The sequence below is a fragment of the Petrotoga sp. 9PWA.NaAc.5.4 genome (assembly GCF_002895485.1).
In the GTDB taxonomy this organism is placed as follows: Bacteria; Thermotogota; Thermotogae; order Petrotogales; family Petrotogaceae; genus AZRK01.
Genome location: NZ_AZRK01000044.1, coordinates 39486 through 55326, shown reverse-complemented (window position 1 = coordinate 55326; position 15841 = coordinate 39486). Strand labels below are relative to the sequence as shown.

Genomic DNA, 15841 nt, shown 5'->3' with positions numbered 1-15841 from the left:
CATTAATGGTTGAGAAAGAATATTCTGGGGAACAAATAAAAGTTTTAAAAGGGTTAGAAGCTGTTCGATTAAGACCAGGGATGTACATAGGTTCAACAGGAAAGTCTGGGCTTAATCATATGGTATATGAAATAATCGATAATTCTATAGATGAACATATAAATGGTTTTTGTAGTGAAATTAGCGTTATAATAAACGAAGATAATTCAATAGAAGTTGAAGACAATGGAAGAGGAATACCTGTAGATATACATCCAATTGAGAAAAAAAATACGTTAGAATTGGTGATGACCTCTTTACACGCCGGCGGAAAATTCGACAAAAAAGCTTATAAAGTAAGTGGAGGTCTTCATGGAGTAGGTGCATCGGTAGTTAACGCTTTATCTGAATATATGGAAGTAAAAGTATACAGAGAAGGCAAAATATATTATCAAAAATATTCTCGAGGGATTCCTGAAACAGATGTTATAGTTATAGGTGAAACAGACAAAACAGGTACTTTTGTTAAATTTTTACCCGATAAGGAAATTTTTGATGATGGAGATATTGTTGTAGAATCAAGATTGATAGAAAACAGATTAAAAGAAATAGCTTTTTTGAATCCTTCACTAACAATTTATTTTGAAGATAAAAAAAGAAATTACAAAGAAACATTCCAATATAAAGGTGGAATGAAAGAATTTCTTGATTTCTTACTTAAAAAGCGAAAAAAAGAATCTATTTCAGAAACAATTTATCTTTATGGTTCCTATAGATACAATGAAAAAGATCCTGATATACAAGTAGAAATTGTTTTAACCTATACACAATCAGAAGAAAGTGAAATTATATCTTTTGTAAATAATATAAGAACTATAGATGGAGGAGAACATGAATCAGGATTTAAACAAGCTCTAACTCGATTAGCTAATGAATATGCCAGAAAATATGGAATTTTAAAAGAAAAAGATGAAAATTTTAGTGGAGAAGATGTTAGAGAAGGTTTAATAGCAATTATACATGTAAAAATGGCTAATCCAATTTTTGAGGGTCAAACAAAAGGGAGATTGGGTTCCAAAGCAGCAAGAGAAGCTACCAATCAGATTACTTCAGAAAAATTATCTCTTTATTTTGATTCCAACGTTAAAGAAACGAAAAAAATTTTAGAAAGAATGAGTTTTGCATTTAAAAAAAGAATGGCTGCTAAAAAAGCCAGAGAAAATGTAAAAAGAAAATCAATATTTGAAAGTTCTACATTGCCTGGTAAATTAGCTGATTGTACATCCAAAAATATGGAAGAATCTGAGCTTTTCATTGTTGAAGGAGACTCGGCAGGAGGAAATGCCAAGCAAGCCAGAGATAGGTATTACCAAGCCATATTGCCTTTAAGGGGTAAAATATTAAATGCAGAAAAAACAGATTTAATAAAACTTCTAAAGAACGAACAAATAACAAATATCTTTACTGCCTTAGGTACAGGTATAGGAGAAGAGTTCAACATTTCAAAATTAAGATATGGTAAAATTATAATTATGACCGATGCCGATGTGGATGGAGCCCACATAAGAACCTTGATTTTAACTTTGTTTTACAGATATATGAGGCCTCTTATAGAGGAAGGGCATGTTTATATAGCCCAACCGCCTTTGTATAGGTTCGAAGTTGATAATAATCATTTTTATCTCTACTCCGATGAAGAACTGGAGACGATCAAAAAAAACTATCCAAATAAAAAATGGAGGCTTCAAAGATATAAAGGATTGGGTGAAATGAATCCGGAACAACTTAGAGAAACTACGATGGATAGAAATTCAAGAAAATTAATAAAAATAAAATTAGAGGATTTAGAAATGGCTCAAGAGATAATAGAAATACTTATGGGAGATGATCCTAATATACGTAGAGAGTTCATCGAAACAAACGCTAATAAGGTGAAAGAGTTAGATGTTTAAAGATGAGTTTGAAAAGACGTTTCATTACATTACTATATTTTTTTGTAACTTTGGTATGTTTATATAAAATATTTTTCCCTTATCGTTTACAAACAGACATTGAAAACTTATCGTCTCAAATAAAGAATGAAGGAATTATATATTATATAAAATATAATAATCGTTTTTTTTATTTTGACATATATGATAAAATCGTTTTAATAAATGATCTTCCCAATCCTAAATTTATCGAAGTTATTTATAGTGAAGACATTAAAAAAAGAAACGAAGAATTAAATTTAATAAAAAAGATTTATTGGTTACCAAACATTATAAAAGTAGATTTTAAAAATCAAGAAATAACTTGTTTTAATAATGTTTCAATTAAATATTTCGAATTTAAGGATATTGAAGCATATTTAGAAAAAAATAACTTGAACTATTTGAATAGTGGCAACTATGTTTTAATCGGACAAAAGCTATTTTATATAGATGATCGGGGGCTATGATATGACGAAAAGTTATTTAATAGGTTTAGATATAGGCAGCTTTTTTATAAAAGGTGTGTTATTCGAAGTCGGAGAAGATGAAAAGATAAGGCCAATTTCTTTTGCAAAATTACCTGTTGAAGGAATAATAAATGGAGAAATTCAAGATGTAGAATCATTACGAAGAACTATTTTTTATATAATCGATAAATTAAAAGAAGATCTACAAAAGAAATTCAAGAATCCTGAAATAGTTGTTGGATATTCGACAAACTCATTGAGTATAACGCAAGAAAACTTTACCGTTGAATTCAGCCAAAAAACAGAAATTAGAGAAAAAGAACTTTATAACATAAAAAGAAACATTACAAAAAAATACATCGAAGAAGGTAAAATAATTTTAGATGTTAGTTTTGTTAAATTTATTATAGACGATAAAACAGTGAAAAATCCTGTTTCTTTTTTTGCTGAGAGAACTCTGACTACTTCTTTAAACATCGTTTGGGTGGATGGAAATGCGTTCTCTTTGTTAATAAATGTTTTAAAAGATATTGTTCCAACTTCACAAATACCGGTCTATGACTCTACTTTATCTACCAGTTATTTAGTCACTACTGCAAACGATAGAAGCATAGGAATAACAGTGATAGATTTAGGGTACAATTCCTGTCGATTAATTATTTTCAAAGACGGGATACCAAAACTGTTTTATTCTTTCCCATACGGCATTAAATATGTTTTGAAAGATATAAGTAATGTTTTAAAAGTTTCTGAAAAAGAAGCGCATAGATTGTTATCAGAAGAAGGAGCTTGTCTCAGAGATACAAAGATAGTAAAAAAAGTAGATTTTCAACTATTGACAGGGACAGGATATTCTTATGTACCGCTTAGTCTTTTAAATAAGATTATTTTTGCACGTGTCAGAGAAATTATCAGCAGATTAAATGGTGAGCTATCTAAAATAGGTTATGAAAAAACTTTTGAAGTTGGAGCTTTACAAGGTGGGATTGTTTTAACTGGTGGTGGTTCAAAAATTAGAAACATTGAACAGACAGTTAAAGAACTTATGGGTGAAAACTTTAGAAAAGGTTCATTTGTTTCTACAGATTCTTTTCAAGATGTACCTGACGAATTAAAAAAGGATCCGGAATATTTGCCTGTATTTGGTATAATTGATAAATATAGACTTGATTTACTAGAAGAAAGCTCTACTGAGAAAATAAAAGAACAACAATATGTAGAGTCCCCGAAAAAGTCGAAAGACGAACCGAGAGGTAAAATATTTAAAACCTTTATTAAGAAAATTACCGGAGGCGATGAAGATGCCGTTTGAAATTGAGGATATTGGTAAACAAAAAAAACTGTTCACTCGTAAAACTACTTATAAAATAAAAGTCATCGGTTTAGGTGGAGCAGGGAACAATGCTATCCAACGTATGGTGAAAAAAGGGATAGATGGAGTAGAATTGATAGCAGCTAATACAGACGTTCAAGTATTGGAAAATAATGATGCCCCAATAAAAATTCAATTAGGCAAAGAACTTACAAGAGGACTTGGAGCAGGAGGAGATCCAGAAATTGGAAAAAGATCAGCTTTAGAAAGTGAAGAAGAAATAAAAGAAATTTTGAAAGATACTGATCTTTTATTCGTGACAGCAGGATTAGGAGGAGGAACAGGTACAGGAGCTTTACCTGTCATATCTGACTTAGCAACTAAAATGGGGATTTTGACAGTAGCAATAGTAACCATGCCTTTTCATTTTGAAGGATCTACCAAAGAAAGAATTGCTTTGAAAGGTTTTCAGGAAACTAAAAGATATGTGGACAGCTTAATAAAAATTTCTAACGATAAACTCATAGACAACGATGAAGATATACCTATCGATAAAGCTTTTGAAAAAGCTGATGAGATATTGCTTCAGGCCATAACTGGCATTTCAGATCTTATTACTAAACCTGGGATGGTAAACTTAGATTTCGCCGATGTCGCATCTGTATTAAGAATAAAGGGTTCAGCTATGTTGGGTATAGGAATAGCTAAAGGTGAAAAAAGAGCAGAAGAAGCCATTAAAAATGCTCTAAACAGTAAAATTTTAGAAGATCCTGTAAGAAATGCTACAGCTGCTCTTGTGAACATTGCTGGTAAAAACCCAACTACACAAGATGTCAAGATTATAAATGAGATACTCCGGTCCTATGCAATCGACGATGCAAAACTTAAAATGGGTATAACCATTGCTGATTTACCTCCTGAAATGATAAAGGTAACTGTTATAGCATCAGGATATGATAAATTACCTGGAGAAGAAAATTATTTAGACCTCTATGAACAACCCGCACTTTATAGGCAGTTTGGAAAAGGCGTTGTTTCTGAAGAAATATCTAGGTTAAACAAATATTTGCAAGAACATATTCAAGAAACTTCAGAAGAAGAAATTCAATAAAAAAGCAATGAGTAATAAAAAGTTTAATTTGTACGATCTATACAAAAAAAATAATGAATTTTTAGTTGAAGAGGATATTTTAAGTAAATTTTTTGAAAAGTATAATAATAAAAATATAACAGATTTTCATTTTGAACCTCTTGAAGATAATGTATTGGTAAAAATAAGATATTGTGGTAGTTTAATAAATTTGAATCCTATTGATTTTTATGAATACGAAATCTTACTCAACAAATTACTTATTAATTGTGGCTTTGATATAATAAAAGATTTTGAAAATATAGACGGCTCTTTTACTTATAAAAGGGAAAATTTTCGTGTCTCTTTTGTTAAATCCGCAAGAGGTATAAGTTGCGTTTTAAGAAAACTTCGAAATATATCAGAGATAGAAGTTGAATTGGGTTCTGAAATAGAGAAAAAAACAGTTGATTTAATGAAAGAGAAGTCAAAAGTACTCATTTTTTCTGGCCCTACTGGTTCTGGAAAAACAACAACTATGCATTACATTGTAAACAAATTTAAAGGTCAAAGAAAAGTCCATAGTATAGAAGATCCGATAGAGTATATAAATCCAGAAATAATACAAATTGTTTGTCACGATGAAAATGAAAGATTAGACATATTGAAATATATATTGAGACAGGATCCTGAATTAATAGTAGTAGGAGAAGTTAGAGAAAAAAATTTTGCAAAATTATTGTTTGAATCTTCTGTAACTGGTCATTTAGTATTTTCTTCTTTACATACAAAAAACGTATTTTTAGTACTTCAAAGGCTTAAAATGTTTGATATAGATGTTAAAAATCTTTCAGATAGTCTTGATTTTTTAACTAATCAAAGATTGATATCAAAAAATTGTAATCTATGTAAAGGTGCAGGATGTGATAACTGTTTCTATACAGGTAAAGATGGTTTTATTACAGTATTTGAAGGATTAATCGTATCAGAAAACTTAAAAAAAGATATAGCACAAAATAAAAGTGTCAACTATATCAAAGAAAAGTACAAGTTTTCGGAATTTTATATTGATCCTAACCTTAAGCTTTTAGAAGCTCTTAATAGTAAGATAATAAATGAAGAAGAATATCTTGGAAATCTTTCTTCTTTTGAATAAAGGAGAGAAAATGCAGTATTTTTCTAAAAGCCCCAAGGAATGGGAAGAATATGACGAAAAAAAAAGAAAAACAAAAGAAAAAAAATATGGAACCAGAAAGAAGATAACCAAATGGACTTCTTATATTATTATTTTGTTGTCTATAGCGACTTTGTTTTTTATTTTTTTTGGGCCAAGATTTTCAAGATTTGATCTACCTTATAATGTTGTTATTAAAGGAATTAACCTAAATTTACAAGCAGAAGAAGAATATCATTATCCAGATATTGTTGATGTCAAAATAACCATGCAAAATACAAACAATACTTCTGCTAATATTACATTAGAAAACTTTTCATTTTTAATTTTAAATACGGATACTTCGGAAATAGTTTATAGTTTTGTTTTTACTGAAAGCATAAACACCGTGGTTCAATCTTATCAAACGATACTGGTTTTCGATTTATTAAGAGAAAAAGAGTTAAAAGGATTAAAAAATGGAAATTATGAAATAAGAAGCTCTTTTATTTTAAATAATGAAAATATAAATCTTAGAAAAAGCTTTAAATATAATCAAGACTTAGTTTTAAACATTTATCCTAAAGAAATGTTTTTCTTAAGCAATGAATTTCCCGTTTTTGATATATTAGTTTCTAATCGAACAGATAGTCTTATCTCTAAAGAACTAAACGGTAGCTATACAGTGAAAACAAGAAATGATGAAGTTTTTACTTCAGAATTTTCATTCGGTACTTTAAGTTTAAATTCTTTAGAATCTTTCGCATACACTATAACCATTAACAGCCTATTTTCTCCTAATATTTATTCAATTTTATTTGAATTTGATTCTTTAGACAAGAATTATTTATTAACACTTCCTGTATTTGAAAGAATTGACGAAAGTGGTGAGAATTTATCTTTAATAGTTTATTCTATTTCAAGTTCAGATAGAGGTGGACCTTTATATTTTGAAGCCCATTTGAAAAATGACAAAAGAACACCTCGTGGAATTTTAATTTCAAGCATGAATTTCAAACTCTTTTTTGAAAATAACTTGATTTTTAATTATGAAAACACAGACAACTTTCGAGTTTATCTTTCAGAATTAGGAACAACGAAAATTTTTAATATAAATGATATTAGAAATATTGTGTTAGACATCGCAGGTAATTATGAAGCACAATTCTCTGTTAAAATAGGAAACAAAATTTTTTCTCAAAGTAAAAAGATTCAAGTTTATTAATTTATTAACATAAATAACTTTTACTTTAATAGCTTGTACAATCAGAACTTATAAAACTTAGAATATTTACAAAACCTAAGTTTTAGAATATCTAAAGCAAGTAAAATTTCTAAAAGTAACGAGGTATTACTGTGTTTGGATATATATCAATTTACTTTCAACCGACTAAAAAAGAAATAGAGAGTTATCTTTATTATTACTGCGGATTATGCCATATTCTAAAACAAAAATTCGGAGAAGCTTATAGGCCAATAATAATAAGAGAAGTCGTATTTTTTTCTATGATAAAAAACCCTATGCAAAAATTTAACACATTTAGGTGTCCGTACACCTTTTTTAAGGAAAGATACAAACCTGTTGATATAACATTTTTAGAACCCTATTCTTACCTAAATTTGTTAATAATTTATGGAAAACTCTTAGATTATAAATTAGAAGGTATTTCTATTCCTTTGAAGATTGTTAATAAAGTCAAAAATTTATTAATTACTTTTTTTGATGAAAAATTTTTAACAGAATATGAGAGGTTATTGAAAAGACAAGACGAAATAGAAAAGCAAAAGTTAGACTTAGATGAGTACGCTAAACCATCACAAGAAGTAATGAATTTAATTTTTAAAAATTTTTTTGCCGATGGATATCCCGAAACAATGCCTATAGTAACAGCGAACTTAGTTTATTTATTAGATAGTATATACGACTTTAAAAAAGATATAAAAAGACATAAATTTAATGCATTAAATAGTTCTTTTGGAATAAGTGAAATAAAATTTTTGACAGAAGACCAAAAAGAAAGATTACTTTTTACTTATGATATCTGTGCAAAAGAATTTATGGAAAACCTTCAAAATATAACAGAATTTAATATCCACTTCAGTAAAAAATTAGCTACTTTTTCATTAATCTATCATAGAAATGAAATAACTAATATTTTATATGGAGGAAAGAAACATGGCAAACCAAATAATGTTACAAAGTTATATAAAAAATGGGGATTTCAAAAACCTATTTTTAAAATATAAAAACGACGAAAATTTAAAAAAAGATATCGATACCTTTAGAGCTGGATACTACAGATACGGAGGATCCGGATGTGGTGAATGTTTGAAGTGTTTGGGAGCTACTGTTTGTTTGGATACCTTGTGTGAATGTGGTGGAGGAGATCTTTGTCATTGGTTTTAAATTATGAATGTTAACTTAAAAAATCCTTTAATAAAAATCGCATTTTTGGTTATTTTTTTTTATCTATTATTTATTATATCAAGATATCTAAGAATTGCTCCAACAGTGGTTAGTTTATTAATGCCTTTAGGTATTTTGTTTTTGGATAAATGGCAGTCTATAATTTTTTCATTTGTTCTTTTATTTTTAACCTTTTTGAGCGGTTTTTTTGTAGAAGTTATTGGAATCTTTTTGTTATTTTTTATTCCGATAATTGTTTTTAAATTTGTTAAAAATAATTTTTTAAAACATCTTTTTATTTCAATCTTTTCTTTTAGCTCTTTTTTTGTGATGTATTATTTTTTTGGAGATTTGTTACCAGATTTTATAGAAAATAAAAGTATATTGACTATTATAATTTTTATTTATATTTTGTTTTGTAACTTTTATGGGTATCTATTGGAAAGATTAAAGTTGGAAATAAAATATTTGTTAAATAATATTTTAAATTTTAAATAAAAACAATCGTTGATAACTCATGCCTAAGGAAGGTTTGATAAAATTGAATGAAACAATTACAGCTGTCCCAGGAATAAAAGTTGGTCATTATACAGATTTTAAAGCTTTAACTGGTTGCACAGTTGTTCTGTCTGAAAAAGGAGCAATAGGTGGCGTAGATGTTAGGGGATCGGCTCCAGGTACAAGAGAGACAGATTTATTGCGCCCGGGAAACCTCGTACAGCAAATTCACGGCGTTCTTTTAACTGGAGGCAGTGCCTTTGGCTTAGCTGCTGCAGATGGGGTTATGAAATATTTAGAAGAAAATAAAATAGGTTTTCAAACAACAACTATTAAAGTCCCTATAGTTTCAGCTGCTGTCATTTATGACCTTGATATTGGAAATACTTTTATTAGGCCTAACTCAGAGTTTGGCTATTTAGCAGCAAAATATGCCACAGAAGAGCCGGTTGAGCAGGGTTGTATAGGAGTAGGAATAGGAGCTTTAGTTGGCAAAGCTTTAGGAAAAGAGTATGCTATGAAAAGCGGTGTAGGAAGTTATTCTTTAGAACTAAACAGTGGTTTAATAGTTGGAGCCTTAACTGTCGTAAACGCTACAGGAGATGTTTATGAAAATGGAAACATTATTGCTGGAGCTATAAATAAAAATTATACCTTCATGAACATTTATGAAAGCATGAAAAAGCTTGTTTTTAGAGCTCACCCCGGTGAAAATACTACACTTTCAGTTGTTGCAACAAATGCGAAATTGACAAAAGAACAAGCAAATAAAGTAGCACAAGTCGCTCATGATGGTATGGCAAGAGCAATAAAACCGGTTCATTCTATGTATGATGGAGATACTGTTTTTTGCTTATCTACGGATAATATAGAAACAGATACTACAATAATTGCTGAAGTTGCAGCAGATGTGGTAGAAAAATCAATAATAAATGCAATCAAAAATTCTAAAAAAATTGAGAATATTTTAAGTTATAGAGATTTAAAAGAAAATTTTTAGCAAATATAAAAAATGGGCATATTAATGCCCATTTTTTTATTACTTTACAGCGTCTTTCAATTCTTTTCCGGGAACGAATTTTGGAACTTTCTTTGCAGGAATCTTTAAAGGTTTCCCTGTTTGTGGGTTTACACCTTTTCTTGCCGCTCTTTCTTGAACTTTGAATGTTCCAAACCCTACTAACTTTACTTCTTCCCCTTTACTTAAAGCTTCACTTACAACTTCAACAAATGCATCAACGTAAGTCTCTGCTTCTTTTTTAGTTACAGAAGCTTTTTTTGCGAAAGCATCCACTAACTCCTTCTTATTCACGAACATTCCCCCTTTCAAAGATAATAACTCTAAAACCACTATTCTTCAAACTTCAACGCAATTATACCACAAACTTCCTAAAAAATCTACAAATTAACAAATTTTTTCTTGTTTTTCTATTTTAATGCAGTAATCCGTTTTTTTCTATAAATGAAAACAGTTTTTCAAAGGCTTTTGCTCGATGACTAATTTTATTTTTAATATCTTTTTTAAGTTCTCCAAATGTTGTTTTAAAGCCCTCAGGAATAAAAATAGGATCATAACCAAACCCATTAGTACCTCTTATTTCATTTGAAATTGTACCATAAATTTTTTCCTCAAAACTTAATAATATGTTTTTTTCTATATCAAAATAGGTTGCAGCACAAGCGAAAAATGCTCTCCTATCTTCTTCTCCTTCAAGCATAGCCAAAATTTTTTCCATCTTTTTTTCATAAGGTTCATCTTCAAGGAATCTTGAAGAATTGATGCCTGGGAAATCTTTTAAACATAAAATCGATAGACCAGAGTCATCAGATAAAACTGGTTTTTTTATTATTTTACCATAAGACCAAGCTTTGATCACAGAATTTTCTATAAAACTTTCCCCATTTTCTATTATTCTAACCTCTTGATTTTCTATTTCATCAAATATATATTGAATTTGAATATTATTTATATAATCAATTTGAGCCAAAATCTCATTAACTTCTCTTACTTTATTTTTGTTTGAAGTTGCTAAATATAATTTTATCTGATTACTCAAAACTTTCAACCACCTTTTTTAATTCTTTTATTGCTAAAGAAGGATTTGAACTATGAAATATACTCGCACCAACTATAAATGTGTTAGCTCCACAATCATATAACTTTTTTATATTATTTACACTGACCCCACCATCTACTATAATTTCCGTTTTATAGCCTTTTTTTTGAGCCATATCTCGCAATTTTCTAACTTTATCAAATGTCAAATCTAAAAATTGTTGCCCTGTAAAACCAGGATTTACAGACATGATAAGCACTTTATCTACAAACGGTAGAATCTCTTCTAAAAAAGATATAGGTGTATGCGGATTTAAAGAAACACCCGCATCACAACCTAAATCTTTTATTTTACTTATAATTCTATGCAAATGTGTAACTGCTTCAAAATGGACAGTTATGGAACTTACATATTTAGCAAATCTTTCTAAATATTTATCGGGGTCAATCATCATCAAATGAGCATCTAAATAAGTATCGGTATAATTTCTTATTGATTCAATTAAAGGAAAACCAAAAGTCAAGTTTGGAACAAAAACTCCATCCATAATATCTAAATGAATTCCATCGGCCTCTTTCGAAACGCTGTCAATTTCTTTTGCTAAATTCATAAAATTCGCAGCTAAGATAGAGGGATAAATTTTTATCATTATTGAAAACCTCCAACTACACATTCACTTAATTTGATTTTTTCTAACCTATAAAGTATTTATAAAAAATCGAGTTCATTCTGTTACTGCCTTGAGAAAATCCTTTTTTCTTAAATTCTATTGGTTTAATTCTCTATAAATAACACAATAATTATTATACCTACTTAATGAAATATCCCCTTTTTCTACCGCTGCTTTAACCGCACAATCAGGTTCAACAGTATGTGAGCAGTCCGTAAAAGTACAATAAGGTTGATATTTTAAAAATTCTATAAAATAATACTTTATTTCATCTTTGTCGAAAGATTCCAATTCAAGATTTGCAAAGCCAGGAGTATCCACTATAAATCCTCCAAAATCTAGATACAAAAGTTCTCCATAAGTAGTAGTATGTTTCCCTCTTTTTAACTTTTTGGAAATTTCCCCTACTTTAAGGTTTAATTGTGGATCAAGAAGATTCAACAGTGAAGACTTCCCCACTCCAGATAAACCTGCAAAAGTAGATATTTTACCTTTTAAAACACTTTTAAGCAAATCTATATTTTCTTTAGTAATCTTAGAAGTACAAATGATAGGATATAAGGGTTTATATATTTCTAAAAATTCTTTTAATTTACTTTTTTCCTCTTGAGAATTTATTAAATCCATTTTGTTTAAAACAATTATTACTTCCAATTTTTCTTTTTCCACTTGTACCAAAAATTTATCGACTATTAATAAATCTACTTTAGGATCCTTTAATGTAGTAACTAAAACTACTTGATCGATGTTTGCCACTGTAGGCCTAAATAACTGATTTTTCCTTGGCAATATATTTTCGATTGTACCATAGTTTCCATTTTCTTGAACGGAATATTCAACATAGTCTCCGACTATTGGCCTAATTTTTTGAATTTTAAATTTCCCTCTTAAATAGCATTCAAGCCTCTGGTGTGTCTCAAGATCCTGAACAGTAACCATATTGGAATGAAATCTAACTACTATAGCCTTTTTCCAAGCCATCATTTAACTCCTTCATACTTTCCATTGTATAGAATAACTTTTTCACCAAAATATTCTTTTCCAGGTGAGGGAGAAATTTCTAAAATTATCCCATGTTGTTCAGGATTATTCGTTAGCCTATTTCTTATTTCATAACTAATATTATATTCTTCTAAAAATTGTTTTGCCACTTCAGTAGGTATACCTATCAAATCTGGTATTACTAATGAGTCAATATCTCTTAACTGTACAATTACATGATGCCCTAGTTTAACCTTAGTCCCTGCAGGAGGATCTGTATATAGAACCGTATCCCCACTTCCTATTAAATTTGGAATTAAATTTAATTCTTTCAGAGAATTTAACGCTATATTTTTATTTTCTCCTACTAAATACGGTACCTCAACCATTTTAGAAACATTAACAAAAGCTGTCATAAAAAAGAAAGAAAAAATACCTGCACAAACTATTCCTAATAAAAAGAAAATCAAGCTCTTGATAAATCGCTTTACCTTTATCTTCCATTTCATTTGTATGAAACCCCTATCTTTTTAAGGCGAAGTTGTCCACACGCTGCCAAAATATCGCTTCCTTTTTCAGCTCTGACAACTGCGTCTATTCCAGCTTTTATTAAAGTATCCAAAAATATTTCTATAAACCTTTTCGAAGGTTTTTCGAAACCTGCTGGATTTTCATTTATGGGTATCAAATTCACCATAGCTTTCATATTTCCGATAAGATCAGCTAATTTTAAAGCATCTTCTTTCGTATCATTAAACCCTTTTATTAAAATATATTCAAAGGTTACCCTTTTATTTGTTTTTTCCTGATATATTTTACAAGCTTGAACTACCTGTTCAATAGTATATTTATGATTTACAGGCATTATTTTGTTTCTTTGGGCATTAGTAGGAGCATGTAAAGAAACAGATAATCTTATTTCCTTTTTATATTCAGCTAATTCTTCAATCTTATGAGGAATTCCTGCAGTAGAAATTGTTATGTGTCTAGCCCCTAATCTTTTCATTTTAGGATCATTTAAAATTTCGATGCTTCGAATAACATTGTCAAAATTTAAAAGAGGTTCTCCCATTCCCATATATACTACATTATTTATTTCTAAGTTTTTGTCTTTTTCTATTGCTAATAATTGGCCTATAATTTCCCCGGAACTCAAATTTCTTATAAAACCACTTTGCCCTGTAGAACAAAATTCACATTTCAAAGGACAACCAACTTGTGAAGAAATACAAGCAATGGTTCTATTTGGATAAAATATAAGAACAGATTCTACAGTATTTCCATCTTCTAATTCAAAAAGATATTTCGTAGTACCATCAACTTTAGAAACTTGTTTTTTAATGAGATAAGGTATACTTATCTGAAAATTTTCGGTGAGTATATCTCTATCAGTTTTAGATAAATTAGTCATCTCTTGAAAATCAAATATTTTCTTTTTATATATCCAATCACAAATCTGATCGGTTCTATATTTTTCTAATCCTATGTTTTCAGTTAAATATTTTTTCAAGTCGTTATAGTTAAAATCTAAAATATTTTTAACGTTCATTTTTTATAATAATCCTCCGTATACATTTATTTTTACTCACTTTAGAAATTCTAAAACTTAAGTTTTATTAATATTTTTGTTAACTACTATTACTTTAACTTCTTCGCTACGTATAGCGAAAGAGAGGGGGAGGGCTCCGCTCTGAACCCATTTATACATTCAAATCTATTTTTATGAAAATTCACCTTTTCTAAAGTACATAAATTTATTTTTATCATTGAGGTGACTTCGAATATATTTGAGTTTCAAAGAAATATGTATTCTATTTTCTTAATTTATTATACTATACAATCATATAAAAATAAAAATCTAAATTCTTTAAAAAACCCCGGCTATCTAAAATTAATGCCGGGGTAAAAATTATTTTTCAAAGTTCTAAATTTAGGAATTTTTAAATTTAAAACTAATAAATTAGTTTCTTCCTCTTGCTAAAATTAGCATTCTAAGAAGTTGTGCTATAGACATTAAAGCTGCTGCAACATAAGTTAAAGCCGCCGCACTTAAAACTTTTTGGGCACCAGAAACTTCTTCTTTAGACATACCCATTACGGGTAAAATTTTTATTGCCCTTTTGCTGGCATTAAATTCAACCGGTAAAGTTATTACAGAAAACAAAACTACAAAAAGAAACAAGAATATACCGGCATTTAAAAGAAAAGGAGCAGAAAAAATTAATCCTACAAAGAAAATTATCCACGCCATATTAGAACCAAAACCAGCCAAGGGAACAGCTAAGTTTCTTAAAACCAGCGGTTTGTAGCCTTTAGCATGTTGTATAGCATGGCCTGCCTCATGTGCTACTACTCCTAAAGCTGCTATCGAAGAACTATTATAAGTCGCATCAGAAAGTCTTAATACTTTTTTCGTTGGATCATAATGATCAGTTAAAGTTCCTCTAACTCTTTCGATTTTAACATCATATAGTCCCATAGAATCAAGCAACCTTCTGGCAAACATATACCCTGGTTCTCCTAAAGAAGACTTCACTTTGGAGTACTTATTAAAAGTACTACTAACCCTCGCTTGCGCATAAATTGCCAACAGTAAAGGGGGTATTAATAACAATAACGTTGAGTAAAACATAATTATTCACCTCCTAAAAATTTATATTTTACTATCTTTAAAAATTCTAAAACTTAAGTTTGCCAACATTTTAGTTTTAAATTTATTTAAAAATACTTCCCCACTTCTAAGCTTCACTAATTCTGAATTTTTTAACCTTTTTTGTTACGTGTATCGAAAGAGAAGAAGAAAACTTCGCCTTTTCCCTTTTACGAAGGGGTAGATGCGACTGTTTTATGTCACCGACATCAAAGTTTAACCATTATAAATACAAGCACTTATTTTTAGAAATTTTCATTTTTAAAGTTTTTAAAGTATATAACGCCAATTATGACCTCAAAAATATTAAGCTGCTAATATTTATGTTAACATGGTTTTATTTAAACTATTTTACGGTTATGTATACTTTATAACTTTTTACGTATTTCAAATCATCAATAAAAATTTAATATAATAGTTGACAATTTTTGATCTTTTTGATAGAATTACTATAATATTAAGAAAACATATATAAATCTATTTAAGAAAGAGGTTTTGTTATGAATTTCAAGAATTATTTTGAAAAAGTTAATATGTTTTATTATTGGTATTTTAGAAAGACACCCATTTTGGTGCCTTTGTTTGTGCGTACGCAAACATAGCATCAAAGATTCCAAAATGGGTG

General features: G+C 29.1%; 17 protein-coding genes. 10 read left to right on the top strand and 7 right to left on the bottom strand.

Going from position 1 to position 15841, the window contains the following annotated elements; translation table 11 throughout:
• The first annotated feature begins 5 nt into the window (after window positions 1–5).
• From X924_RS09090 to X924_RS09045, 10 genes are all read left to right on the top strand, one after another.
• Window positions 6–1931 carry a type IIA DNA topoisomerase subunit B gene (locus tag X924_RS09090; protein ID WP_121958594.1) on the top strand — a complete coding sequence of 642 codons (1926 nt, stop codon included), beginning with the start codon at window positions 6–8 and terminating at the stop codon, window positions 1929–1931.
• A gap of 2 nt (window positions 1932–1933) precedes the next feature.
• On the top strand, window positions 1934–2419 hold the full coding sequence (locus X924_RS09085) for a hypothetical protein (protein ID WP_121958593.1): 486 nt from the start codon (window positions 1934–1936) through the stop codon (window positions 2417–2419).
• 1 nt (window position 2420) lies between these two features.
• Entirely contained in the window at window positions 2421–3731 is a 1311-nt protein-coding gene (locus X924_RS09080) for a cell division protein FtsA (RefSeq protein WP_158245363.1), read from the top strand.
• Window positions 3721–4842, top strand: a complete 1122-nt coding sequence (ftsZ, locus tag X924_RS09075) for a cell division protein FtsZ (RefSeq protein WP_121958591.1) — start codon at window positions 3721–3723, stop codon at window positions 4840–4842. The genes X924_RS09080 and ftsZ overlap by 11 nt, the downstream gene beginning before the upstream one ends.
• Before the next feature lie 7 nt (window positions 4843–4849).
• Window positions 4850–5956, top strand: a complete 1107-nt coding sequence (locus X924_RS09070; protein ID WP_121958590.1) for an ATPase, T2SS/T4P/T4SS family — start codon at window positions 4850–4852, stop codon at window positions 5954–5956.
• A gap of 10 nt (window positions 5957–5966) precedes the next feature.
• Window positions 5967–7178, top strand: coding sequence for a hypothetical protein (locus X924_RS09065; protein WP_146255693.1), 1212 nt, complete (start codon window positions 5967–5969; stop codon window positions 7176–7178).
• A gap of 131 nt (window positions 7179–7309) precedes the next feature.
• Window positions 7310–8200: a DUF5685 family protein gene (locus tag X924_RS09060; RefSeq protein ID WP_121958588.1), complete on the top strand. Its 891-nt coding sequence runs from the start codon at window positions 7310–7312 to the stop codon at window positions 8198–8200.
• Window positions 8130–8360 (top strand): hypothetical protein, encoded by a 231-nt coding sequence (locus X924_RS09055; protein WP_121958587.1) that lies wholly within the window; start codon window positions 8130–8132, stop codon window positions 8358–8360. The genes X924_RS09060 and X924_RS09055 overlap by 71 nt, the downstream gene beginning before the upstream one ends.
• 3 nt (window positions 8361–8363) lie before the next feature.
• Window positions 8364–8858 carry a hypothetical protein gene (locus tag X924_RS09050; protein WP_121958586.1) on the top strand — a complete coding sequence of 165 codons (495 nt, stop codon included), beginning with the start codon at window positions 8364–8366 and terminating at the stop codon, window positions 8856–8858.
• Window positions 8859–8901: 43 nt separating this feature from the next.
• Complete coding sequence (locus tag X924_RS09045; RefSeq protein ID WP_121958585.1) at window positions 8902–9858, top strand: P1 family peptidase; 957 nt, start codon at window positions 8902–8904, stop codon at window positions 9856–9858.
• Between the two features lie 39 nt (window positions 9859–9897).
• On the opposite strand, the gene X924_RS09040 is transcribed toward X924_RS09045, so the two are convergent.
• From X924_RS09040 to X924_RS09010, 7 genes are all read right to left on the bottom strand, one after another.
• Window positions 9898–10170: an HU family DNA-binding protein gene (locus X924_RS09040; protein WP_121958584.1), complete on the bottom strand. Its 273-nt coding sequence runs from the start codon at window positions 10168–10170 to the stop codon at window positions 9898–9900.
• A gap of 121 nt (window positions 10171–10291) precedes the next feature.
• Window positions 10292–10915 carry an RdgB/HAM1 family non-canonical purine NTP pyrophosphatase gene (rdgB, locus tag X924_RS09035; protein WP_233186630.1) on the bottom strand — a complete coding sequence of 208 codons (624 nt, stop codon included), beginning with the start codon at window positions 10913–10915 and terminating at the stop codon, window positions 10292–10294.
• Window positions 10908–11564: a ribulose-phosphate 3-epimerase gene (gene rpe, locus X924_RS09030; RefSeq protein WP_121958583.1), complete on the bottom strand. Its 657-nt coding sequence runs from the start codon at window positions 11562–11564 to the stop codon at window positions 10908–10910. Before rpe ends, rdgB begins: the two co-directional genes overlap by 8 nt.
• Before the next feature lie 117 nt (window positions 11565–11681).
• Window positions 11682–12566 (bottom strand): ribosome small subunit-dependent GTPase A, encoded by an 885-nt coding sequence (rsgA, locus tag X924_RS09025; RefSeq protein WP_199172692.1) that lies wholly within the window; start codon window positions 12564–12566, stop codon window positions 11682–11684.
• Entirely contained in the window at window positions 12566–13075 is a 510-nt protein-coding gene (locus X924_RS09020; protein ID WP_121958581.1) for a PASTA domain-containing protein, read from the bottom strand. The genes rsgA and X924_RS09020 overlap by 1 nt, the downstream gene beginning before the upstream one ends.
• Window positions 13072–14115, bottom strand: a complete 1044-nt coding sequence (rlmN, locus tag X924_RS09015; protein ID WP_121958580.1) for a 23S rRNA (adenine(2503)-C(2))-methyltransferase RlmN — start codon at window positions 14113–14115, stop codon at window positions 13072–13074. Before rlmN ends, X924_RS09020 begins: the two co-directional genes overlap by 4 nt.
• Window positions 14116–14526: 411 nt before the next feature.
• Window positions 14527–15198, bottom strand: coding sequence for a zinc metallopeptidase (locus X924_RS09010; RefSeq protein WP_121958579.1), 672 nt, complete (start codon window positions 15196–15198; stop codon window positions 14527–14529).
• Window positions 15199–15841 lie beyond the last annotated feature (643 nt).